Raw genomic sequence first — 17,158 nt, 5'->3', positions numbered from 1 at the left:
ACTATTTGAGACCATCAGCTCAACACGGTTGAGGGGCGGCAAAGTTCGCCTCCGTCGGCGATTAGACGGACTACTCTGGTGCTGGCTGCGATCGGTGCCAGCGCTACACCGTCCGAAAGCCCTGACATCAGAACCGAGGTCCGATCCTTAGCCGGATCACACAGGAAACCGGTACAGCCCCTGTTATCAAAGTATTGGCCTGAGCAGATCTGTTCATGTCGAGCAGATTCGGGTCGATCCTTGGACTCCGGCATCATGAAAGGCCACTCCGTTTGTAAGTACAACGAGGCACATTAGTGCGCAAACGCTTTAGGGTATTTATCCAGGTAGGCATCATTGAGTTGCGTATCTTGGGAGCGCATGAAAAGTCTAAAGTCCGGTACCAATAGGACCAGCAGTGATAACAGCAGCACCATGATGCCCAGCAGCGTAATTGTCAGTGTGATTCCCAGATAAGAGATCAGGGCGGTCATCGCGAAACTGCCGAGGGGGCTAGCCGCTGCAGACAGAAATGAAACCGTGGCAAAAATCCGGTTGCGATGGAGCGTGGGCGTCGCCAGCAATCTCACCGCAGAGGTAGGAGTATTGATCAACATCAGGCCGATGCCGCCGCAGAAAAAGGCCGCTGGTACGATCAACGACGATGAAATAGTGCCAACCACCACTAGGTTGCCTCCCAGTAGTGCAAAACCTGCGGAGACGCACATGTCACGAGGGACCCGTTCGGATAACCACCCGATGATTTTGTAACTTCCCGCCAAAATGCCCAGCCCGAAGCACGAATCCAGAAGACCAATGTAAGTGACCGGATACTGGATGACGTCCTTTACGTACAGTGGGATCAAGATAGTGAAAAATGGAAACAGCGCGAAATTGATCAGCATCGCAATGATGGCCAGGTAAAATTCGACTTTCACGCCATAAACCACTTTGAAACCTGAAAAGATCATGCTGAAGCCACTTGCACGTGGTGTTTTTTCGCATGGGTCAACTGCACCGATGTGGCTCGGGATGGTTGCAATCAATGCCCCGGCGATGAGAATTGCAAAAAAATCGGTGGCAAAGGCCATAGTGATACCGACCCCGTAAATCAACCCACTGGCCAGTACCGGTCCCAGAAGAATAGAAAAAGACGACATCACACTTTTGGTCCGAAAGGCCAAGGAGACTTTATCGTCGTCTGCAAACAAAGGAATGATCGACGCCTGGAGAGGGTCACGAACGCCGACGATCGCACTGCTGAGCATCATCAGCACGCCAACCGCCCAAGGGTTGAAAGACTCCGTGGCGGACAGTACCGCCATCAATAACGCGGTCAGCAGGCTGATCCATGAGGTCAGTTTGATGATGAGGATTTTGTTGTACTTGTCGCCCAGCCATCCCAGCAGGGGTTTGGCTAACACTTCCGCCGCGATGGAACAGGCAATCATGTTGGCGAAGTAGGTCGCAGAGCCTGTTACCTGCAGGGCCCACCAAGCCACCGCCAGTTGATTGCACCGTCCACCCAGAGTGATCAGCAAATAGCTGAATTGCAGTTTCAGCAGGCGCCGGTCGATATCGGGAAGACCCCAAGTAGTACCTGAAAAATTTCCATTCATGGATGTATCTTTGATCCAGATAGGGGCGACGGCACAAGCAGGATGTTCAAGAATCTTTTTTTTACGGATGCAGCCTTCACTGACTAGAGAGTTTTCTTACAGTAACTGGATGGGCCCGAGGAATGTGAGGGGGGGCTTTTCTAGCATATTCAAGACACTTTCCTGGTTCGTACCGTGTTATTAACCGGGCTGACCTCCTTCAGGTGTCGGCTTGGCGACATGGCGACGCTGGCGCCGCGTGTCCAGCAGATGGACCATGACGCAGGCGTACAAGGTCACCAGAATGAACAGGCCCATGCGGATGGCAAAGGCGGTGTAGACATCCTTGCCCGCGGCACTGTCCTGTACCGACTGGCCGAGCAGAATGATCAGGGTCGCCAGGCTGTTGAGCCAGAAACTCGGTGGTTGTCGGGTCCGGGCCAGGCCATAGAGCTTTCTGGCCGCCAGTAAACCGAACAGCAACATCCACAGAAAGAACATCCACAGGTTGACGAACAGGCTCAGCGCACACCAGAAAAGAATCGCCATCAGGCCACCGAGCAGGGTCGAGCCGAGCAATTCCTGGCCGGCGGTGCGGGCGCTGGTCGCGCAGCTTTGTTGGCCGAGGCTGACGGCTTTCATGATGATCGGCAGGTAACTGGCCGGGTCGATCATGGCCAGCAGGAAAGTCGGCAGCACCACCAGCGTGGCACGTAGCGCCAGCCAACCGCTTTCGGTTGGCGTAAGGCTCGGGCCGGGTTTGGCCGCAGGGGCGCTGGCGGGGTCGGGAAATAGCCAATGGCTGATGGTCAGCGTCGTGACGGCGAGGAACAGGCCCTTGACCAGGGCCACGATCACCTCAAGCGCCAGGGCGAATTCGGTGGTTCCCGCCGAACTGATCAAGGTCAGGCCCACCACCAGGAAAGTCGCCACCAGCGGGTTGCCGCCGCGCAGGCCATAACCGAAGGCCAGGAACAGGCACAGTCCGACCAGCAACACGCCACTGAACGGGTAGTAACGCAGTAGGGGAATGAGCAGCAGGCCGGTCCCGGTGGTCAGCATAAGGATCAGGATCAGGCCCAGGCTGGCCTTGAACGGCAATGGCCGGTTCATCGCTGCCAGCATCATCAGCGCCAGCATCGGCGAGAGGAACGGGATGGGCAGGGCCAGGCCGAAGCTTGCCGCCAGGCACAGCGCCGTACCGAAGCTCAGGCGCAGGGCGCGCTGAACCCGGGCCGGACGCTCAATACGCATAGGACATCCAGCTCATAACGCGCAGGAACAGGCGACCCAGAATATTCAGCGGATTACTTTCACTCGGGAACGCCATGACTTCAGCCTGACCGCCGGACCGGATGCCTTGCGGGCCGGTCAACTCTCCGGGCTCGAACTCGATGATGACCGGAAAGCGCTGGGCAGGGCGCAACCAATCGCGGCTGTTCTCCACTTTCGGCAGGCTGCCCGGCTGTGTGGTCTGGCCGATGTCGACGCCATAGCCAACGCTGCGCACATGGCCTTTGAAAATCTCCCCCGGCAACGCGTCGAGAACGATCGACACCGGTGTACCTGGCTTGACGTCGCCCAGATTGTTTTCGGTCATGTCGGCGCTGATCCACACATCGTGGATGGCGATCAGGGTCATCACCGGAGCACCGGCGGCGGCGAACTGGCCGACATCGGTGCGCAGATCGGTGATCAGGCCGGCGGAGCGCGCGTGGACCTTGGTATTGCTCAAGTCCAGCTCGGCCTTTTCAAGGTTGCTCGCGGCGCTGAGCAACTGGGCGTTTTCGCCTTCGTTACCGCCCTGTTGTTCGCGTGCACGTTGCACTTCGGCCTTGGCCGCGGCGACCTGGCTGATGGATTCTTCCAGGGTGGCGCGGGATATTTCCAGGCGTCGCAGCGAGATGGTGCCCGGGTCTTCGCTGTACAGGCGTTCAAGCCGCTGGATGTCTTGGCGTGCCTTGAGCTCGTTGGCCTGGGATGCACGCAGGGACGCTTGCTTGGAGTCGACGCCGGCGGTGTTGGCGCCCACCTGGCGACGGGTCGACTCAAGGTCGGCGCGGGCGCGATCGACGGCAATCTGGTACTGCTCCGGATTGACTTCAAACAGCAACTCGCCGGTCTTGACGTCCTGGTTGTTGCGTACATGCACCTTGATCACCCGGCCGGATACCTCAGCGGCCACCGGCACAATGAAGGCCTGCACCCGTGCCTGTTGCGTGTAGGGGGTGTAACGGTCGGCCATCAGGTACCAGACCAGGCTCAGGATGATCAGCAGCACCACCCAGTTGATCGCTTTTTTCGCAGGGTCGGCGGCGGGTGCCGGGGCTTTCTCGTCGACCGGTTGTTGGCTGTCAGTCATGGGCACTTTCCTTCGGTTCGTCGAGCAGATCGCCCCAATCGGTCCGTTGTTGCATCTGTTGGCGGGTGGCCGGGTCGATCATCGGCTGGTCGCTGTACCAGCCACCGCCCAGGGCCTTGTACAGGGCGATCAGGCTGTTGACCGCGGTGCCACGGTTGACCAGGTAGATATCCTGCTGGGCAAACAGGGCCCGCTGGGCATCCAACACGCGCTGGAAGTCGGAATAGCCTTCGCGGTACTGGGCATTGGCCAGGGTTACCGAACGTTCGGCGGCCACCGAGGCTTCGCTGAGGATTTGGTCGCGCTCCAGCGCCTTGATCAAGCCGGTCGCGGCATCGTCGGCCTCACGCGCCGCCTGGCGCACGCTGTCCTGGTAGATAACGATCAATTGCTGCAAGCGCGCATCCTGCACGCGAACGTTGTTGGTGATCCGGCCGTGGTCGAAGATATCCCAGCGCAGGCTGGGGCCGGCCACGAAGTCGAGGGTATTGGGTGCAGCGTTGAGCGAGTTGGCGGACCAGACGATGCTGCCCAGCAGGCTGATGGAGGGGTACAGGTCGGACTCCGCCACACCGATCAATGCCGATTGCGCCGCCACTTGCAGTTCGGCAGCACGAACATCGGGACGCCGCACCAGCAGGTTGGCCGGCACATCCTGCAAGACCGCGGTATCGAGCAGCGGCACTAAGCCGGTGTTGCGATTGAGGTCAGGGATCGAGCCGGGTGGCTGGCCGATCAGGGTAGACAGCGCATTGCGCAAGCTCGCCACCTGGCTCTCGAAATCCGGGATGGTACTCAGGGTGCCCAGGTACTGGGTCTTGGCTTGTTGCAGGTCGAGTTCTGCTTCGGCCCCACTGTTGAACAGGCGCTCGGTGATCTCGTAGCTGCGCTTTTGCAATTTGGCGTTACTGCGGGCGATGGCCAGGCGCGCCTCGGCGGTGCGCAAGGCGTAGTAGTTTTGCGCCAGTTGCGCGTGCAACAGCACCAAGGCATTTTCATAGTTGGCCTGGGCGGCAAACCAGGAGGCGTCGGCTGACTCGATGGCACGGCTGAAACGCCCCCAGAAATCCAGCTCCCAGCCGATATCGAAGCCGACGCTGTGTTGCCAGAAATGCGTGTCCTGGGGGTTGCTGCCGCCCGATTGCTTACGGTTCAGGTACAGGCTGTCGGCGCTGGCCTGTTGCAATTGCGGGTAGCGGCCGGCCAGTGCGATGCCCAATTGTGCGCGGGACTCCATGACCCGCAGGCCAGCGACGTGCAGGTCGGGGTTGTGGGCGTCAGCTTCGGCCATCAAATGGTCCAGCACCGGGTCGTTGAATACGCGCCACCATTGGCGGCTGTCAGGTTGCGCGTGTTGTTGGCCGGCGATCTCCAGGGCCGGGCTGTTCCAGTGATCGACCCAGGGCTGGGCCGGCGACTGGAAATCCGGGCCCAGTTGCACGCAGCCCCCCAGAACGACGGTGCCACAGAGCAGAAGCCGGCTGATGCGAGCAGGGCGTGGCATCAAGCGCAAACTCCTCAAACAGGACGCTGGTCGTTCATTGCCTCTGTCTTCGGTGTCTCGTTCAACGCCTCGATCTCGGGTGTCTCGTTCATTGCCTCGACAGTCGGTTGGTCCTGGACCCACTGCCAGAACAGCTGGTAGCCCACCGCCAGCGCAACCGGCCCGATGAACAAACCGATGAAGCCGCCGCTTACCATGCCGCCGAGGGCGCCAATCAGAATCACCGGCATGGGTACATCGACGCCACGACCCAGCATCAACGGCTTGAGGACGTTGTCGGCCATCCCGGCGATCAGGCTGTAGATGCCAAACACGACGGTGCCCAAGGTGGTGCCGTCGGTGGCGAAGACATACGCTATCACCGGAAGAGTCACCAGCAGCACCGGCAATTGCATGATCCCCATCAGCAGCGCCACCATGGCCAGCAGCCCGGCACCGGGGACGCCCATGAGCACGAAGCCCACGCCAACCAGCAACATCTGAATGAACGCGATGCCCACCACGCCCTGGGCGACCGCGCGGATGGTTGCAGTGCAGAGTTCGGTAATGCGAGGGCCACGCTCTGGACCGGAAAGGCGCGAGGTGATGGCCATGGCGCTTCTTTCGCCGTTTTCGCCATAGGCCATGAGCACGCCGGCAATGATCAGGGCGCCGATGAACAACAGAAAGCCCACGCCAACGTCGGCCATTTTGCCCAACAAGGTCAGGCCGACGGACTTGATATAGGGCATCACCTTCATCACCACGCTGCTCATGTCGGTGGCAGCCTGCATCCAGTAGCCGTAGAGCGGCTTGCCAATGAGCGGCAGGGAAGCGATTTTTTCGCTGGGGAGCGGAATCTGCATAGTATCGGACTTGAGGATCGCCAGGGTGCCCTGGACCGATTCACTGATCGAGGTGCCCAGCAAGTAGATCGGCACCATCAGCAAGGCCAGGGAGACCACCACGATCAGGGTGGCGGCGCGACCGTCCTTGTTGACCAGCTTGCGTTTGATGAGCGCATGCAGCGGATACAGGGTGATGGCCAGAATCATTGCCCAGAGCATGAGGTTGAGGAAGGGGTGGAAGATCTGGAAGCAGAACAGTACCAGCACCGTAATCAGCCCGGCGCGAATCAGTACGTCGAGCAAACCACCGGACAGTGCTCTAGCGGAAATGTTAGTGCGCAACATTATCGAACTCCTTGCTGTGTCACACAGGTTGGCCAGCCAGTTCAAGTTCAACTCTTCCCTACTAAGTGAATCCTTGAAGCAAGATCCACGGACAGCCGTCCAAGCGTTAACAACCCAATAACGCCTTACTTCAAGTAGGGAAAATTTCAACGAGGTACCTACCAAATACTCAATAGGTAACAGGGTGGTTTGTAGTATAGGAGCAGTCGTATATTCCGCCTGTTTATGCAGGCTGGAATTCTGCCGCAGTTGATAGATACCGCTGACGAGCCCTTGCCTGGAAACGGTTTGGAAGCTGAGCCAATGGCTCTTTTTCTCTACCGGGCATTAGCCGTTGCAGCGGGCTGATCCGGATAATTGCGAACAGTCGCACCCGTCGCAAGAAAATAATCCTCAATAATTATCAATAATCCCCGGTCCGTTTTTTGAGGTTTGTGACACGCTTGGTTTTTACGGCGCAGGCGCTAGAGTGCAGTAGCCCATTGATTTACCTGATGTCAGGCGTCCAACTATGTTGTTGAACATTTGCGCTTAACATTCCGGCCTTTGGTTGCGATTTATCTATCTGAAATGAGGACAGTCCCATGGACCGCTTCCAGGAAATGCAGGTCTTCGCTGCTGTCGCCAAGGAGCAGGGTTTTTCGGCGGCGGCGCGGCGTTTGGGTCTGTCGGCGGCCAGCGTGACCCGAGCGGTGGCGGCGCTGGAGAAGCGGATTGGCACACAATTGCTCACACGTACCACGCGCAGCGTGTACTTGAGCGAGGCCGGTCAGCGATATCTGGAGGACTGTCGGAGAATTCTCGCCGAGGTGCAGGAAGCCGAGGATTCGGCAGCGGGCAGCCATATCCATCCCCGTGGGCAACTGACCATCACCGCACCGGTCTTGTTTGGCGAGCTGTTTGTCACGCCGTTGATGGTGAATTATCTGACGCAATTCCCCGAGGTCTGCATCAACGCGCTGCTGGTGGACCGGGTGGTGAGCGTGGTCGAGGAGGGCGTCGATGTGGCGATTCGCATCGGCGAACTCCCCGACAGCAACCAGCATGCGATCCGCGTGGGTGAGGTGCGGCGGGTGATCTGCGCCTCGCCACAGTTACTGGCTAGCCATGGTCGGCCCAGGCATCCCCGGGAACTGGCCCGGGCGCCGATTATTGCGACCTCGGCTATCGGCCAACTCAGGAGTTGGCCATTCATTGAAGGCGGCGAAACCCTGAGTGTCCGGGCTGAACCACGACTGGTGGTGACGGCCAATCAGGCGGCCATCACAGCAGCCTGTCTGGGGTTGGGGTTCACGCGGGTGCTGTCTTATCAAGTGGCGAGCAAGGTGGCCGCCGGTGAGCTGGAAATCATTCTGGCCGACTTCGAACTGCCGCCGTTGCCCATCCATGTGGTCTATCAGGGCGGGCGCAAGGCGCCGGCCCGTGTGCGTAGTTTTGTCGATTTCGCGGTGAAGACCCTGCGCGAGCATCCGGCGCTCAAGCGTTGAATTATTTCACCTGCTGAAATAATGGATTGCGTTGGCTGGTGATTCTGTTGTTTTGGATGTGAGTAGAAGATACGACCCATCTCTCTCCTGAACAGCACCACTCACCCGAGGCGTCGACCATGCAAGCGATCAAACTCTACAACTTCCCACGTTCCGGCCACGCTCATCGTGTCGAGTTGATGCTGTCCCTGCTGAAACTGCCGACTGAATTGATCTTCGTTGACCTCGCCAAGGGCGAACACAAGCAACCGGCGTTCCTCGCGCTCAATGCTTTCGGTCAGGTGCCGGTGATTGATGATCAGGGCGTGGTGTTGGCCGATTCCAACGCGATTCTGGTTTATCTGGCGCAAAAGTACGGCAACGGTCGCTGGCTACCGGCTGATCCGGTAGGGGCCGCCAAGGTCCAGCGCTGGTTGTCGGTGGCTGCCGGTCCGATTGCCTTCGGCCCTGCCCGGGCAAGATTGATCACTGTGTTTGGCGCGCCTTACAACGCTGCAGAAGTGATTGCCTACGCCCATACCGTGCTCAAAGTGATCGATCACGAACTGGCCGATACGCCGTATCTGGCCGGCACTGAACCGACGATTGCCGACGTCGCCGCCTACAGCTACATCGCCCACGCGCCTGAGGGCAATGTGTCGCTGGACGAGTACACCAACATTCGTGCCTGGCTGGCCCGCGTCGAAGCCTTGCCGGGGTTTGTCGGTATGCCGCGCACCGTCGCCGGTCTGCAAAAAACCGCCTGATGCTGGCGGCCCGGTGTTGCCGGGTCGCCCCGTTCTGCGCCAGTGGCGCAAGGGAGCAGCCGTATGGACCGTTCACCCTGGCATGCCGGCGAGAAACAACTGCAGGCGCATGTGGGCGTTGCCGAACGAATGGAGGCGTTCGGTCGTAAGGTGATTCGCAGCGAGATGCCGGACCAGCACCGCACGTTCTATCAGCAATTGCCATTCATGCTGTACGCAGCGGTGGATGCCGACGGCCACCCCTGGGCCAGTATCCTTGAAGGTCAGCCCGGTTTCGCCCACTCGCCAGAACCGGGCCTGCTGCAATTTCGCAGCTTGCCAGCCTTTGATGATCCCGCGCAGTTGAGCGACGGTTCGGCCATCGGACTGTTGGGCATCGAGCTGCACACCCGCCGCCGCAACCGCATCAATGGGCATGTCCGTGCCATGACCACGGATGGTTTCGGGGTGACGGTGGATCAGTCCTTCGGCAATTGTCCGCAGTACATTCAGTTGCGCAAGTTTCGTTCGGTACCGCTGGCTGATCCCTCGACGCGTGTCGCCCAGCATTTCAGCGAACTGGATGACACGGCCAAAGCCATGATCGCCGAGTCGGACACGTTCTTCGTTGCCAGTTATGTGGATGTCGACGGTGAGCGCTCGGTGGATGTTTCTCACCGCGGCGGTCAGGCCGGTTTCGTACAGGTGGAAGGCAATCGCCTGACCATTCCGGACTTCGCCGGCAACCTGCATTTCAACACCTTGGGCAACCTGCTGCTCAAACCCCGGGCCGGGTTGTTGTTCATCGATTTCAATACCGGTGATTTGCTGCAGCTCAGTGGACGCACCGAAATCATCCTGGAAGGCCCTCAGGTAGAGGCGTTCCAGGGGGCCGAGCGCCTGTGGACAATCGATGTCGAGCAGGTGGTACGTCGCCCGGCCGCCCTGGCGTTGCGCTGGCGCTTCGACGGTGTTTCACCCACCAGTTTGCTCACCGGCACTTGGGAGCAGGCCAAGGCGCGTTTGCAGGCCAAGGCCCTGGGTGATCAATGGCGGCCATTGCGGGTGGCGCGGATTGAAGCGCAAAGCCACAGCATTCGCTCGATTTACCTGGAGCCCGCCGACGGAGCCGGGTTGCCACTGTTCCAGGCCGGGCAGCATTTGCCATTGCGCTTCAACATTGACGGCGATGTGCATATCCGCACCTACAGTTTATCGAGCGCGCCGTCCGATGATTTTTTCCGCATCAGCGTGAAGCGTGACGGGCGGGTGTCTACATATTTGCATGAGCAGATTCGTGTCGGCGACCTGTTGGAGGCGCGGGCGCCGCAAGGGCATTTCACCGTGGCGCCTCATGAGCGTCGGCCTTTGGTGTTGCTGGCGGCCGGGGTCGGCATCACGCCGCTGTTGTCGATGCTGCGGGAAGTGGTTTACCAGGGATTGCGCACCCGCCGTATCCGGCCGACATGGTTCATCCAGAGTTCACGCACGTTGGCCGACCAGCCGTTTCGCCGGGAGCTGGATCGCTTGCTTGAGGATGCCGGGGACGCGGTGCGGGTGGTGCGCTTACTCAGTCAACCGGAACCCGAGGCGGTACAAGGAGAGGACTTCGACCTCAGTGGACGGATCGACGTCGCGCTGCTCAAGGATCTGCTGACAGTCGAGGACTACGATCAGCTGGATTTTGTCGTCTGTGGTCCCGGGAGTTTTACCCAGGCGCTGTACGACGGCTTGCGCGAGTTGGACATTCGCGATTCGCGGATTCACGCGGAAACCTTCGGCCCGTCCACCTTGCGCCGGCGACCGGACCCCGATGCGGTGGTGATCGAGCAACCGCCAGCCGCCACTACGTCCGTGCCCGTGGTGTTCCAGCGCTCGGCCAAGGAGGCGCGCTGGCAACCGGAGGGCGGCAGCTTGCTGGAGTTGGCAGAAAGCCGTGGTCTGCGTCCGGAATTCAGTTGTCGCGGCGGCTCCTGCGGCACCTGCAAGACGCGCTTGATCAGCGGTCAGGTGCATTACCCACTGCCGCCAGCGGAGGTGCCGGATGACGGACAGGTGCTGATTTGCTGTGCGATTCCGGCGCAGGGGGCGCAGCCGTTGGTACTCGATATTTGAAGGAAGATTGCTGGTGAACATTGCTCGGCGGTCGATGGCTGGGTAGGGTAGTGAGCAGAACGAAAAAGGGCCGCACAGGCCCTTTCTGCATTTCAGGAACAGGCGTTTCAATGGTTTTTTTCACTCGCTCGATGGTCTTGCTGATGGCGCTGGCGCTCACCACCGGATGTGAAAGACAGGATGCACCGCCGCTGGATCAACAGCTTTACGTCTGGCAGCGGCAGTGGACGCCGGCCCACGACGCCGCCCTCCGGGACAGCCGCGCCGATTTTTCGACGTTGCGGGTGCTGGCCTTGCAGGCTTTCCCCAACGCGGGCTGGAGCCGAGCCCGAGTGGATTCGCTGTTGCTCAAGCGTGATGGCCGGCCGGTGATTGCGGTGATTCGCCTGGATGGGCAGCTCAAGGGGCTGGATCAAGATGAGATCTCAGCGCAAATTCGGCAGGTGATCATCGATTGGCAGGGGCAGGGGGTGAACCTCGCTGGCGTGGAAATCGACCACGACGCCGGAAACGCTCGGCTACCGGCCTACCGCCAATTTCTCGCGCATTTGCGTGAAGCGCTGCCGACGTCGCTGCCGTTGAGCATCACCGCGTTGCCGTCCTGGCTCGACAGTCGCGAATTGCCGGCGTTGTTATCCACAGTCGACAGCAGCGTGCTGCAGGTGCACGCGGTGAGCGATCCGCGTCGCGGCTTGTTTGATGCCGATCAGGCCCGGCAATGGGCGAAGGCCTGGAGCCGCATCACGACAAAACCTTTCTATCTGGCGCTGCCGGCCTATGGCGTGGCGTTGCTGCCGTCGGCGGGCGGCGCGCCTGTTGTGGAAAGCGAAGTGACGCTGGAGCGCGAAGGCCTGCGCCGGGAGTTGCTCGCCGATCCGCAGTCGTTGCGCACCCTCGGTACCGAGCTGCGGGCCGATCCACCGACACATCTGGCGGGCCTGATCTGGTTTCGTTTGCCATTGGCCAACGACCGTCGGGCCTGGAGCTTGACCACCTTGCGCGCCGTGGCGCGTGGTGATGTCCTCGACAGTCAATTGAACCTGAAACTCTCGGCCGACAATGGCCTCTATGACATCGGCATCAGCAACCAGGGCAACCTCGATCGCCCCTGGCCCGAACGCCTGACGTTGGCGGTCAGTGGCTGTGAGGGGGCCGATGCCTTGGCCGGTTACGCGTTGCAACAGCGTCCGGATCTGCTTACCTTCACCCGCCTGCGCGATGGCCGAATACCGGCCGGCGGACAGCGTGCCATTGGTTGGGCTCGCTGCGCACACATTGATCAAGGAGGTTCGAATGTTCACCCGTAACTGGCCGCGTCATTTGCTTTGCCTGAGCCTCAGCCTGCCGCTGGGTTCGGCGCTGGCCTGCGGCCCGGACTTCCCCATGCGCCTGCTGGATAACCGTGGACAGTCGCTGGCGGAACTGCCGGAAGGCAACTTCAGCTTCGAAATCAGCCGCCTCGGCCACGCCATCAACGGCTTGAAGAACGTCACAGCTGGCGCCGACAACAGTGATGAACCTGACCTTGTAGCGCTGCGCGATCAAGCCGAGCAGGCGGGACTTTCCGCTGAGCAACAGGTGTTGGTGAAACACCTGCGCAGCCTGACGGATGCCCGTCAGGTTGAAACCGAAGGGGCGCAACTGCCGCCTGAGCTCAGGTTGTACCTGGCCGGCGCTGTGGCATTTGGCGCGGGTGATCCTGCCTTGGCCGCCGGGTATTTCAAGAAAGTGCTGGCCTTGCCCGCCGAGCAACGGGCCTCGCGCAGCACCTGGGCGGCTTACTCGCTGGGGCGCGCGTTGTTCGCCATGAGCGTCGAAGCCGATGCGGCTCCGGATCTGCTCGAACAATCCCGCAAGGCCTTCGAGCAAGCCCGGCAACTGAGCATCGACGGCTTCAGCGATCCACTGGAACTGGGTGTCGCCAGCCTCGGCGAAGAAGCCCGGGTGGTGCGCACCGCCGGCGACTGGAACCGCGCCATCGAGCTGTACGCCACGCAAAATCTGCACGGCTCCGCGGTGGGCTACGAATCGCTGAAGCTATTGATGGCGGACCTGATGACACTGCCGGAGGATCAAGTGGCCGAGTTGCTCAAGGGCCAGCCCGTGCAGCAATTGGTGACCGCATCGCTGATCAGCCGGTTGGGTTGGTCGTTCGGCGATCAACCGCCTAACGAACAAAAAATGATCAAGCTGCTGCAAAACAGTACCCGTGGCAGTCTCGAAAACGCCGACCGCCTGGCGGCGATGAATTATCAACAGGGCGATTACGCCAGTGCCAAGGCTTTCCTCGAACATGCCGGCGATGGCGGTTTGGCTTGGTGGCTGCGGGCAAAACTGGCGGTGCGCGACGGTGATAAAACTGCGGCCGCCGCAGCCTACGCCAAAGCGGCCCAGGCCTTCCCGCAGAATGAATCCTGGGGCGAGCGACGGACCCCAGACTACGATTACGAAACGCTTCAGCCCAAATGCCGGGTCGAGGGTGAAAGTGCGATCCTGGCCCTGCAACGCGGGGATTACTTGCAAGCCTTCGATCAGCTGTATCGCAGCCAAAGCATTTACTGGTTCGACGCCGCCACCGTTGCCGAGCGCGTGTTGACCCTCGAAGAACTCAAGCACTACGTCGACACTCAAGTACCGGCACCGCCGCCGCTCAGCCAGCTGGACCGCGACAACTACGTGCCATTGCCGGTGGCGGCGAGCCTGCGCAATCTGCTGGGTCGGCGTTTGTTGCGCGAGGGGCATTACGAGGAGGCACCGGCATACTTCGACAATGATGGCTTGCGGCACAAGGCGAGATTTTATGGCGAGCAACGTCTGGCGGCTGATTCAGCCTGGTGGCCAACCCGTCGCGCCGCTGCGCTGTTCAATGCGGCCTGGACGGCCCGCGAGTGGGGCATGGACATCCTGGGCTACGAAATGGCGCCGGATTACGCCACGCTCGGCGGTAACTTCACCCTGGCAAACGACGAACTCAAGGTCGGTCCGCTGGTGGCCGAGGACGAAGTGAAGCGCCAGCAGGCCAGCGCTGCCCAGCCAGATCAGCGTTATCACTATCGTTTCGTGGCCACGGCGCTGGCGAGCAAGGCGGTGGATAACTTGCCTCACACCAGCCAGGCGTTTGCGGCAGTGCTGTGCGAGGCGTCGGGGTGGAACAGCAGCCTTGAGGAGCAAAGTGCGATTTATCAGCGTTATGTCAAAGAAGGGCCTTACGTGGAATGGGCCGCCGATTTCGGCCACCAGTGCCCGTACCCCGACTTCGAGAACGCCGACAAACGCTACGTGACCCAAGTTACCGATGCTGCGCGTTCGGCCTTGCGGCCGTACAAGACGCCGTTACAGATCGGTAGCGTGGTGGCGTTCGCGGCAGCCGCGCTGTTGATGTTCAAGCGTCGCCGCCGCAAGGCGCAGTGAGGTTCAAGCCTGTTGCACAAAGGTCAGCCGTACGGCGAAACCGATCAACAGGCTGCCGAACAACCATTGTTGCAGGCGCTGGGCTGAGGGGCTGCGTTGCAGCCAACGGCCGAGTGCCGCGCCGATCAAAGCGTAGGCGCTGTCGAACAGCAAACCGACACCGACCAGCACCACGCCCAACGTCGCAAATTGCCCGAGCACCGGCCCGGCCTGTGGGTTGATGAATTGCGGCAGGAGCACCGAGCAGAACAGCAGTGCCTTGGGGTTGAGCAGGTTGGTCAGCAGTCCGCGTCGGATGGCTGCACCCCAGCGTGGTTTTTCGCCGGTTGCGTCGGCGCTGGTGAGGCTCGGCAGCATCGTGGTTCGCAGGCACTGAATGCCGATCCACAGCAGATACGCGGCACCGGCCAGGCGCACCACGTCGAAGGTCCAGGGCGCCGCCTTGAACAGTGCCGCCAGCCCCAGCGCCGCCAATGCCACATGGCAACCCCGGGCGATGCCCAGGCCCACGGCCGTGGCCAGCGCGGCGCCTTTGCCCTGGCGGGCACCGGTCTGCAACAGCAGGATCATGTCGGGCCCCGGCAACAGGTAGACCACTGCCAGTGCCATGAAAAACAGCCAGAGACCTTGCATGTTGCACCCCGTTCGTTGTCGATTTGGTCGTACCAGTCTAGGGCTGGAGGGCGGGGCAGGTGCTTGCGTTGTCAGCTTCTATCAGGACGTGTATTGGCATAACCTGCCACTTAATCAAGCTTGAACCATCAGGATCTGCCAAACCATGAAACTCGACGCCTACGACCGCAAGATTCTCGCCGCGCTGCAACGGGATGGCCGCCTGAGCAATGTGCAACTGGCAGACGAGATTGGCCTGTCGGCATCGCCATGCTTGCGCCGGGTGCGGATGCTTGAAGAGGCGGGGGTTATTCGCGGCTACCAGGCCAATCTTGATCGCGATGAAGTGGGGTTGGGGCTGACGGTGTTTGTCGGGGTCAAGGTCGAGCGTCATAACGACGAACAAGCCGAAGCCTTTCGCCAGGCGGTGACGGCATTGCCGGAAGTGATTTCGGCGTTTCTGGTGTCAGGGGAGTCGGATTTTCTGCTGCAGGTGGTGGTGCCGGACTTGCGCGCCTATGACCGCTTTCTCACCGGGCGTTTGCTGAAGCTGCCGGGGGTGAGCGACATTCGCAGCAACTTTGCGATTCATACGGTGAAGGCCCCTGGGTCGTTGCCGCTGGAGCATTTGCCGCTCTGAACCGAGTCGCCTGCCTTCGCGAGAAAGCCCGCTCCCACAGTTGATCTGTGGAGTTCACAAAACCAATGTGGGAGCGGGCTTGCTCGCGAGGGCGGTGGCCCCGTCACCGCCAGTCCTTTGCCTTACATCTGCGTCGCCATCCCCTCCACATTCATCGCCGCCTGGCGCAAGGCCTCGGAGCGGGTCGGGTGTGGGTGGCAGGTCAGGGCGATGTCTTCGGCCGAGGCGCTGAACTCCATGGCCACGCAATATTCGCCAATCATTTCACTGACGCTCGGGCCAACCAGATGCACACCGAGGACTTCGTCCGTGCGCTCATCGGCCAGCACTTTGGCGAAGCCTTCGGTTTCGTGGTTGATCTTCGCCCGACTGTTGGCGGTGAAGGGAAACTTGCCGACCTTGTACGCCCGGCCTTCAGCCTTGAGTTGCTCTTCGGTCTTGCCGACGCTGGCCAGTTCCGGCTTGGTGTAGACCACGCTGGGGATCAGGTCGTAGTTGACCTCGCCGGCTTTGCCTACGATCTGCTCGACGCAGGCCATGGCTTCGTCCTCGGCCTTGTGGGCGAGCATGGGACCCGAGGTTACGTCACCAATCACCCAGACCCCGGCGGCTTCGGTGCGATGCCCTTTGTTGGCGAGCATGCCGCGCTTGTCCGTGGCGAGGCCGACGTTCTCCAGGCCCAGGCCCTGTGTATAAGGTCGGCGCCCGATGGCCACCAGCACGTAATCGGCTTCCAGCAACTCGGCGGCACCGCCAGCGGCTGGCTCGATGCTGAGCTGAACGCCATTGGCGGAGCTGGTGGCGCTGGTCACTTTTGAACTCAACTTGAAACTCAAGCCTTGCTTGCTCAGGGAGCGTTGCAGGGTTTTGCCGGCTTCGATGTCCACGCCGGGGCAGATCCGGTCGAGAAACTCGACCACCGTTACCTGCGCCCCAAGGCGTCGCCATACCGAACCCAGTTCCAGGCCGATTACGCCGGCGCCGATCACCACCAGATGCTTGGGCACCTCGCTCAGCGCCAGGGCGCCTGTGGAATCGAGGATGCGTTTGTTATCGATATCTACGCCGGGCAGGGGCGTGGGCTCGGAACCTGTGGCGATGATGATGTCCTTGGCGCTCAGTTCGGTCTTGCCGCCGGCGCTATCGGTCACCGTGACTTTGCCCGGCCCGTCGATGTGGCCCCAGCCTTTGATCCAGTCGACTTTGTTCTTGCGGAAAAGAAACTCGATGCCCTTGGTCAGCCCGGTAACGCTTTCATCCTTTTGTTTCATCATCTGGGCGAGGTTGAGGCTGGGTTTGACATCGATCCCCAGGTTGGCGAATTCCGCACCCATGGCCGCGTCGTACAGTTCGGAGGCATGCAGCAACGCCTTGGATGGCATGCAGCCGACGTTCAGGCAAGTGCCGCCGAGTGTGGCACGTCCTTCCACGCAGGCGGCTTTCAGACCCAGTTGTCCGGCGCGGATCGCCGCGTTGTAACCGCCGGGGCCACCGCCGAGTATCACGACGTCATAAGTGCTCATGGATGTACTCCTGGATCGAAAGGGGAAAGG

At 60.7% G+C, this 17,158-nt stretch carries 13 protein-coding genes; 6 read left to right on the top strand and 7 right to left on the bottom strand.

Features of this window, described 5'->3' with window-relative positions; all coding sequences use genetic code 11:
- Positions 1-293: 293 nt before the first annotated feature.
- The 5 genes from AC1DVE_RS01630 to AC1DVE_RS01610 form a co-directional block, all read right to left on the bottom strand.
- A complete protein-coding gene (locus tag AC1DVE_RS01630) occupies positions 294-1,598 on the bottom strand; it encodes an MFS transporter (RefSeq protein ID WP_223531986.1) in 1,305 nt (434 codons plus the stop codon).
- 180 nt (positions 1,599-1,778) lie between these two features.
- The gene (locus AC1DVE_RS01625) at positions 1,779-2,831 is read right to left on the bottom strand and encodes a DUF2955 domain-containing protein (protein WP_223455182.1); all 1,053 of its coding nucleotides are present in this window, start codon (positions 2,829-2,831) and stop codon (positions 1,779-1,781) included.
- On the bottom strand, positions 2,821-3,939 hold the full coding sequence (locus AC1DVE_RS01620) for an HlyD family secretion protein (protein ID WP_223455184.1): 1,119 nt from the start codon (positions 3,937-3,939) through the stop codon (positions 2,821-2,823). The genes AC1DVE_RS01625 and AC1DVE_RS01620 overlap by 11 nt, the downstream gene beginning before the upstream one ends.
- Positions 3,932-5,443 carry an efflux transporter outer membrane subunit gene (locus AC1DVE_RS01615; protein WP_223455186.1) on the bottom strand — a complete coding sequence of 504 codons (1,512 nt, stop codon included), beginning with the start codon at positions 5,441-5,443 and terminating at the stop codon, positions 3,932-3,934. Before AC1DVE_RS01615 ends, AC1DVE_RS01620 begins: the two co-directional genes overlap by 8 nt.
- Positions 5,444-5,457: 14 nt before the next feature.
- The gene (locus tag AC1DVE_RS01610) at positions 5,458-6,615 is read right to left on the bottom strand and encodes an AI-2E family transporter (RefSeq protein WP_223455188.1); all 1,158 of its coding nucleotides are present in this window, start codon (positions 6,613-6,615) and stop codon (positions 5,458-5,460) included.
- A gap of 584 nt (positions 6,616-7,199) precedes the next feature.
- Here AC1DVE_RS01610 and AC1DVE_RS01605 point away from each other — a divergent pair.
- The 5 genes from AC1DVE_RS01605 to AC1DVE_RS01585 all read left to right on the top strand — a co-directional run bounded on the left by AC1DVE_RS01605 (position 7,200) and on the right by AC1DVE_RS01585 (position 14,353).
- Positions 7,200-8,102, top strand: coding sequence for a LysR family transcriptional regulator (locus AC1DVE_RS01605; protein WP_223455190.1), 903 nt, complete (start codon positions 7,200-7,202; stop codon positions 8,100-8,102).
- A gap of 119 nt (positions 8,103-8,221) precedes the next feature.
- Positions 8,222-8,848, top strand: a complete 627-nt coding sequence (locus tag AC1DVE_RS01600) for a glutathione S-transferase family protein (protein ID WP_223455192.1) — start codon at positions 8,222-8,224, stop codon at positions 8,846-8,848.
- Between the two features lie 63 nt (positions 8,849-8,911).
- Entirely contained in the window at positions 8,912-10,942 is a 2,031-nt protein-coding gene (locus AC1DVE_RS01595) for a 2Fe-2S iron-sulfur cluster-binding protein (RefSeq protein ID WP_223455194.1), read from the top strand.
- A 110-nt stretch (positions 10,943-11,052) separates the two neighbouring features.
- Complete coding sequence (locus AC1DVE_RS01590; RefSeq protein ID WP_223455196.1) at positions 11,053-12,249, top strand: DUF3142 domain-containing protein; 1,197 nt, start codon at positions 11,053-11,055, stop codon at positions 12,247-12,249.
- Positions 12,236-14,353: a hypothetical protein gene (locus AC1DVE_RS01585; protein ID WP_477783677.1), complete on the top strand. Its 2,118-nt coding sequence runs from the start codon at positions 12,236-12,238 to the stop codon at positions 14,351-14,353. Before AC1DVE_RS01590 ends, AC1DVE_RS01585 begins: the two co-directional genes overlap by 14 nt.
- A gap of 3 nt (positions 14,354-14,356) precedes the next feature.
- Here the strand turns inward: AC1DVE_RS01585 and AC1DVE_RS01580 are convergent, their stop codons facing one another.
- Positions 14,357-14,986 carry a LysE family translocator gene (locus tag AC1DVE_RS01580; protein WP_223443659.1) on the bottom strand — a complete coding sequence of 210 codons (630 nt, stop codon included), beginning with the start codon at positions 14,984-14,986 and terminating at the stop codon, positions 14,357-14,359.
- Between the two features lie 145 nt (positions 14,987-15,131).
- Between AC1DVE_RS01580 and AC1DVE_RS01575 the strand changes: the two genes are divergently transcribed.
- On the top strand, positions 15,132-15,605 hold the full coding sequence (locus tag AC1DVE_RS01575) for an Lrp/AsnC family transcriptional regulator (RefSeq protein ID WP_223455199.1): 474 nt from the start codon (positions 15,132-15,134) through the stop codon (positions 15,603-15,605).
- A gap of 122 nt (positions 15,606-15,727) precedes the next feature.
- Here the strand turns inward: AC1DVE_RS01575 and lpdA are convergent, their stop codons facing one another.
- Positions 15,728-17,128 carry a dihydrolipoyl dehydrogenase gene (gene lpdA, locus AC1DVE_RS01570; protein WP_477783676.1) on the bottom strand — a complete coding sequence of 467 codons (1,401 nt, stop codon included), beginning with the start codon at positions 17,126-17,128 and terminating at the stop codon, positions 15,728-15,730.
- Between the last annotated feature and the right edge of the window lie 30 nt (positions 17,129-17,158).

Source organism: Pseudomonas sp. P4_B4 (assembly GCF_056402255.1).
The sequence above is the reverse complement of the archived record's forward strand: the minus strand, read 5'-3'. Positions and strand labels throughout refer to the sequence as shown.

What these genes read in the sequence shown, in the direction of transcription:
- AC1DVE_RS01630 (WP_223531986.1), bottom strand. Translation starts at nt 1,598, where the DNA reads ATGAATGGAAATTTTTCAGGTACTACTTGGGGTCTTCCCGATATCGAC.
- AC1DVE_RS01625 (WP_223455182.1), bottom strand. Translation starts at nt 2,831, where the DNA reads ATGCGTATTGAGCGTCCGGCCCGGGTTCAGCGCGCCCTGCGCCTGAGC.
- AC1DVE_RS01620 (WP_223455184.1), bottom strand. Translation starts at nt 3,939, where the DNA reads ATGACTGACAGCCAACAACCGGTCGACGAGAAAGCCCCGGCACCCGCC.
- AC1DVE_RS01615 (WP_223455186.1), bottom strand. Translation starts at nt 5,443, where the DNA reads ATGCCACGCCCTGCTCGCATCAGCCGGCTTCTGCTCTGTGGCACCGTC.
- AC1DVE_RS01610 (WP_223455188.1), bottom strand. Translation starts at nt 6,615, where the DNA reads ATGTTGCGCACTAACATTTCCGCTAGAGCACTGTCCGGTGGTTTGCTC.
- AC1DVE_RS01605 (WP_223455190.1), top strand. Translation starts at nt 7,200, where the DNA reads ATGGACCGCTTCCAGGAAATGCAGGTCTTCGCTGCTGTCGCCAAGGAG.
- AC1DVE_RS01600 (WP_223455192.1), top strand. Translation starts at nt 8,222, where the DNA reads ATGCAAGCGATCAAACTCTACAACTTCCCACGTTCCGGCCACGCTCAT.
- AC1DVE_RS01595 (WP_223455194.1), top strand. Translation starts at nt 8,912, where the DNA reads ATGGACCGTTCACCCTGGCATGCCGGCGAGAAACAACTGCAGGCGCAT.
- AC1DVE_RS01590 (WP_223455196.1), top strand. Translation starts at nt 11,053, where the DNA reads ATGGTTTTTTTCACTCGCTCGATGGTCTTGCTGATGGCGCTGGCGCTC.
- AC1DVE_RS01585 (WP_477783677.1), top strand. Translation starts at nt 12,236, where the DNA reads ATGTTCACCCGTAACTGGCCGCGTCATTTGCTTTGCCTGAGCCTCAGC.
- AC1DVE_RS01580 (WP_223443659.1), bottom strand. Translation starts at nt 14,986, where the DNA reads ATGCAAGGTCTCTGGCTGTTTTTCATGGCACTGGCAGTGGTCTACCTG.
- AC1DVE_RS01575 (WP_223455199.1), top strand. Translation starts at nt 15,132, where the DNA reads ATGAAACTCGACGCCTACGACCGCAAGATTCTCGCCGCGCTGCAACGG.
- lpdA (WP_477783676.1), bottom strand. Translation starts at nt 17,128, where the DNA reads ATGAGCACTTATGACGTCGTGATACTCGGCGGTGGCCCCGGCGGTTAC.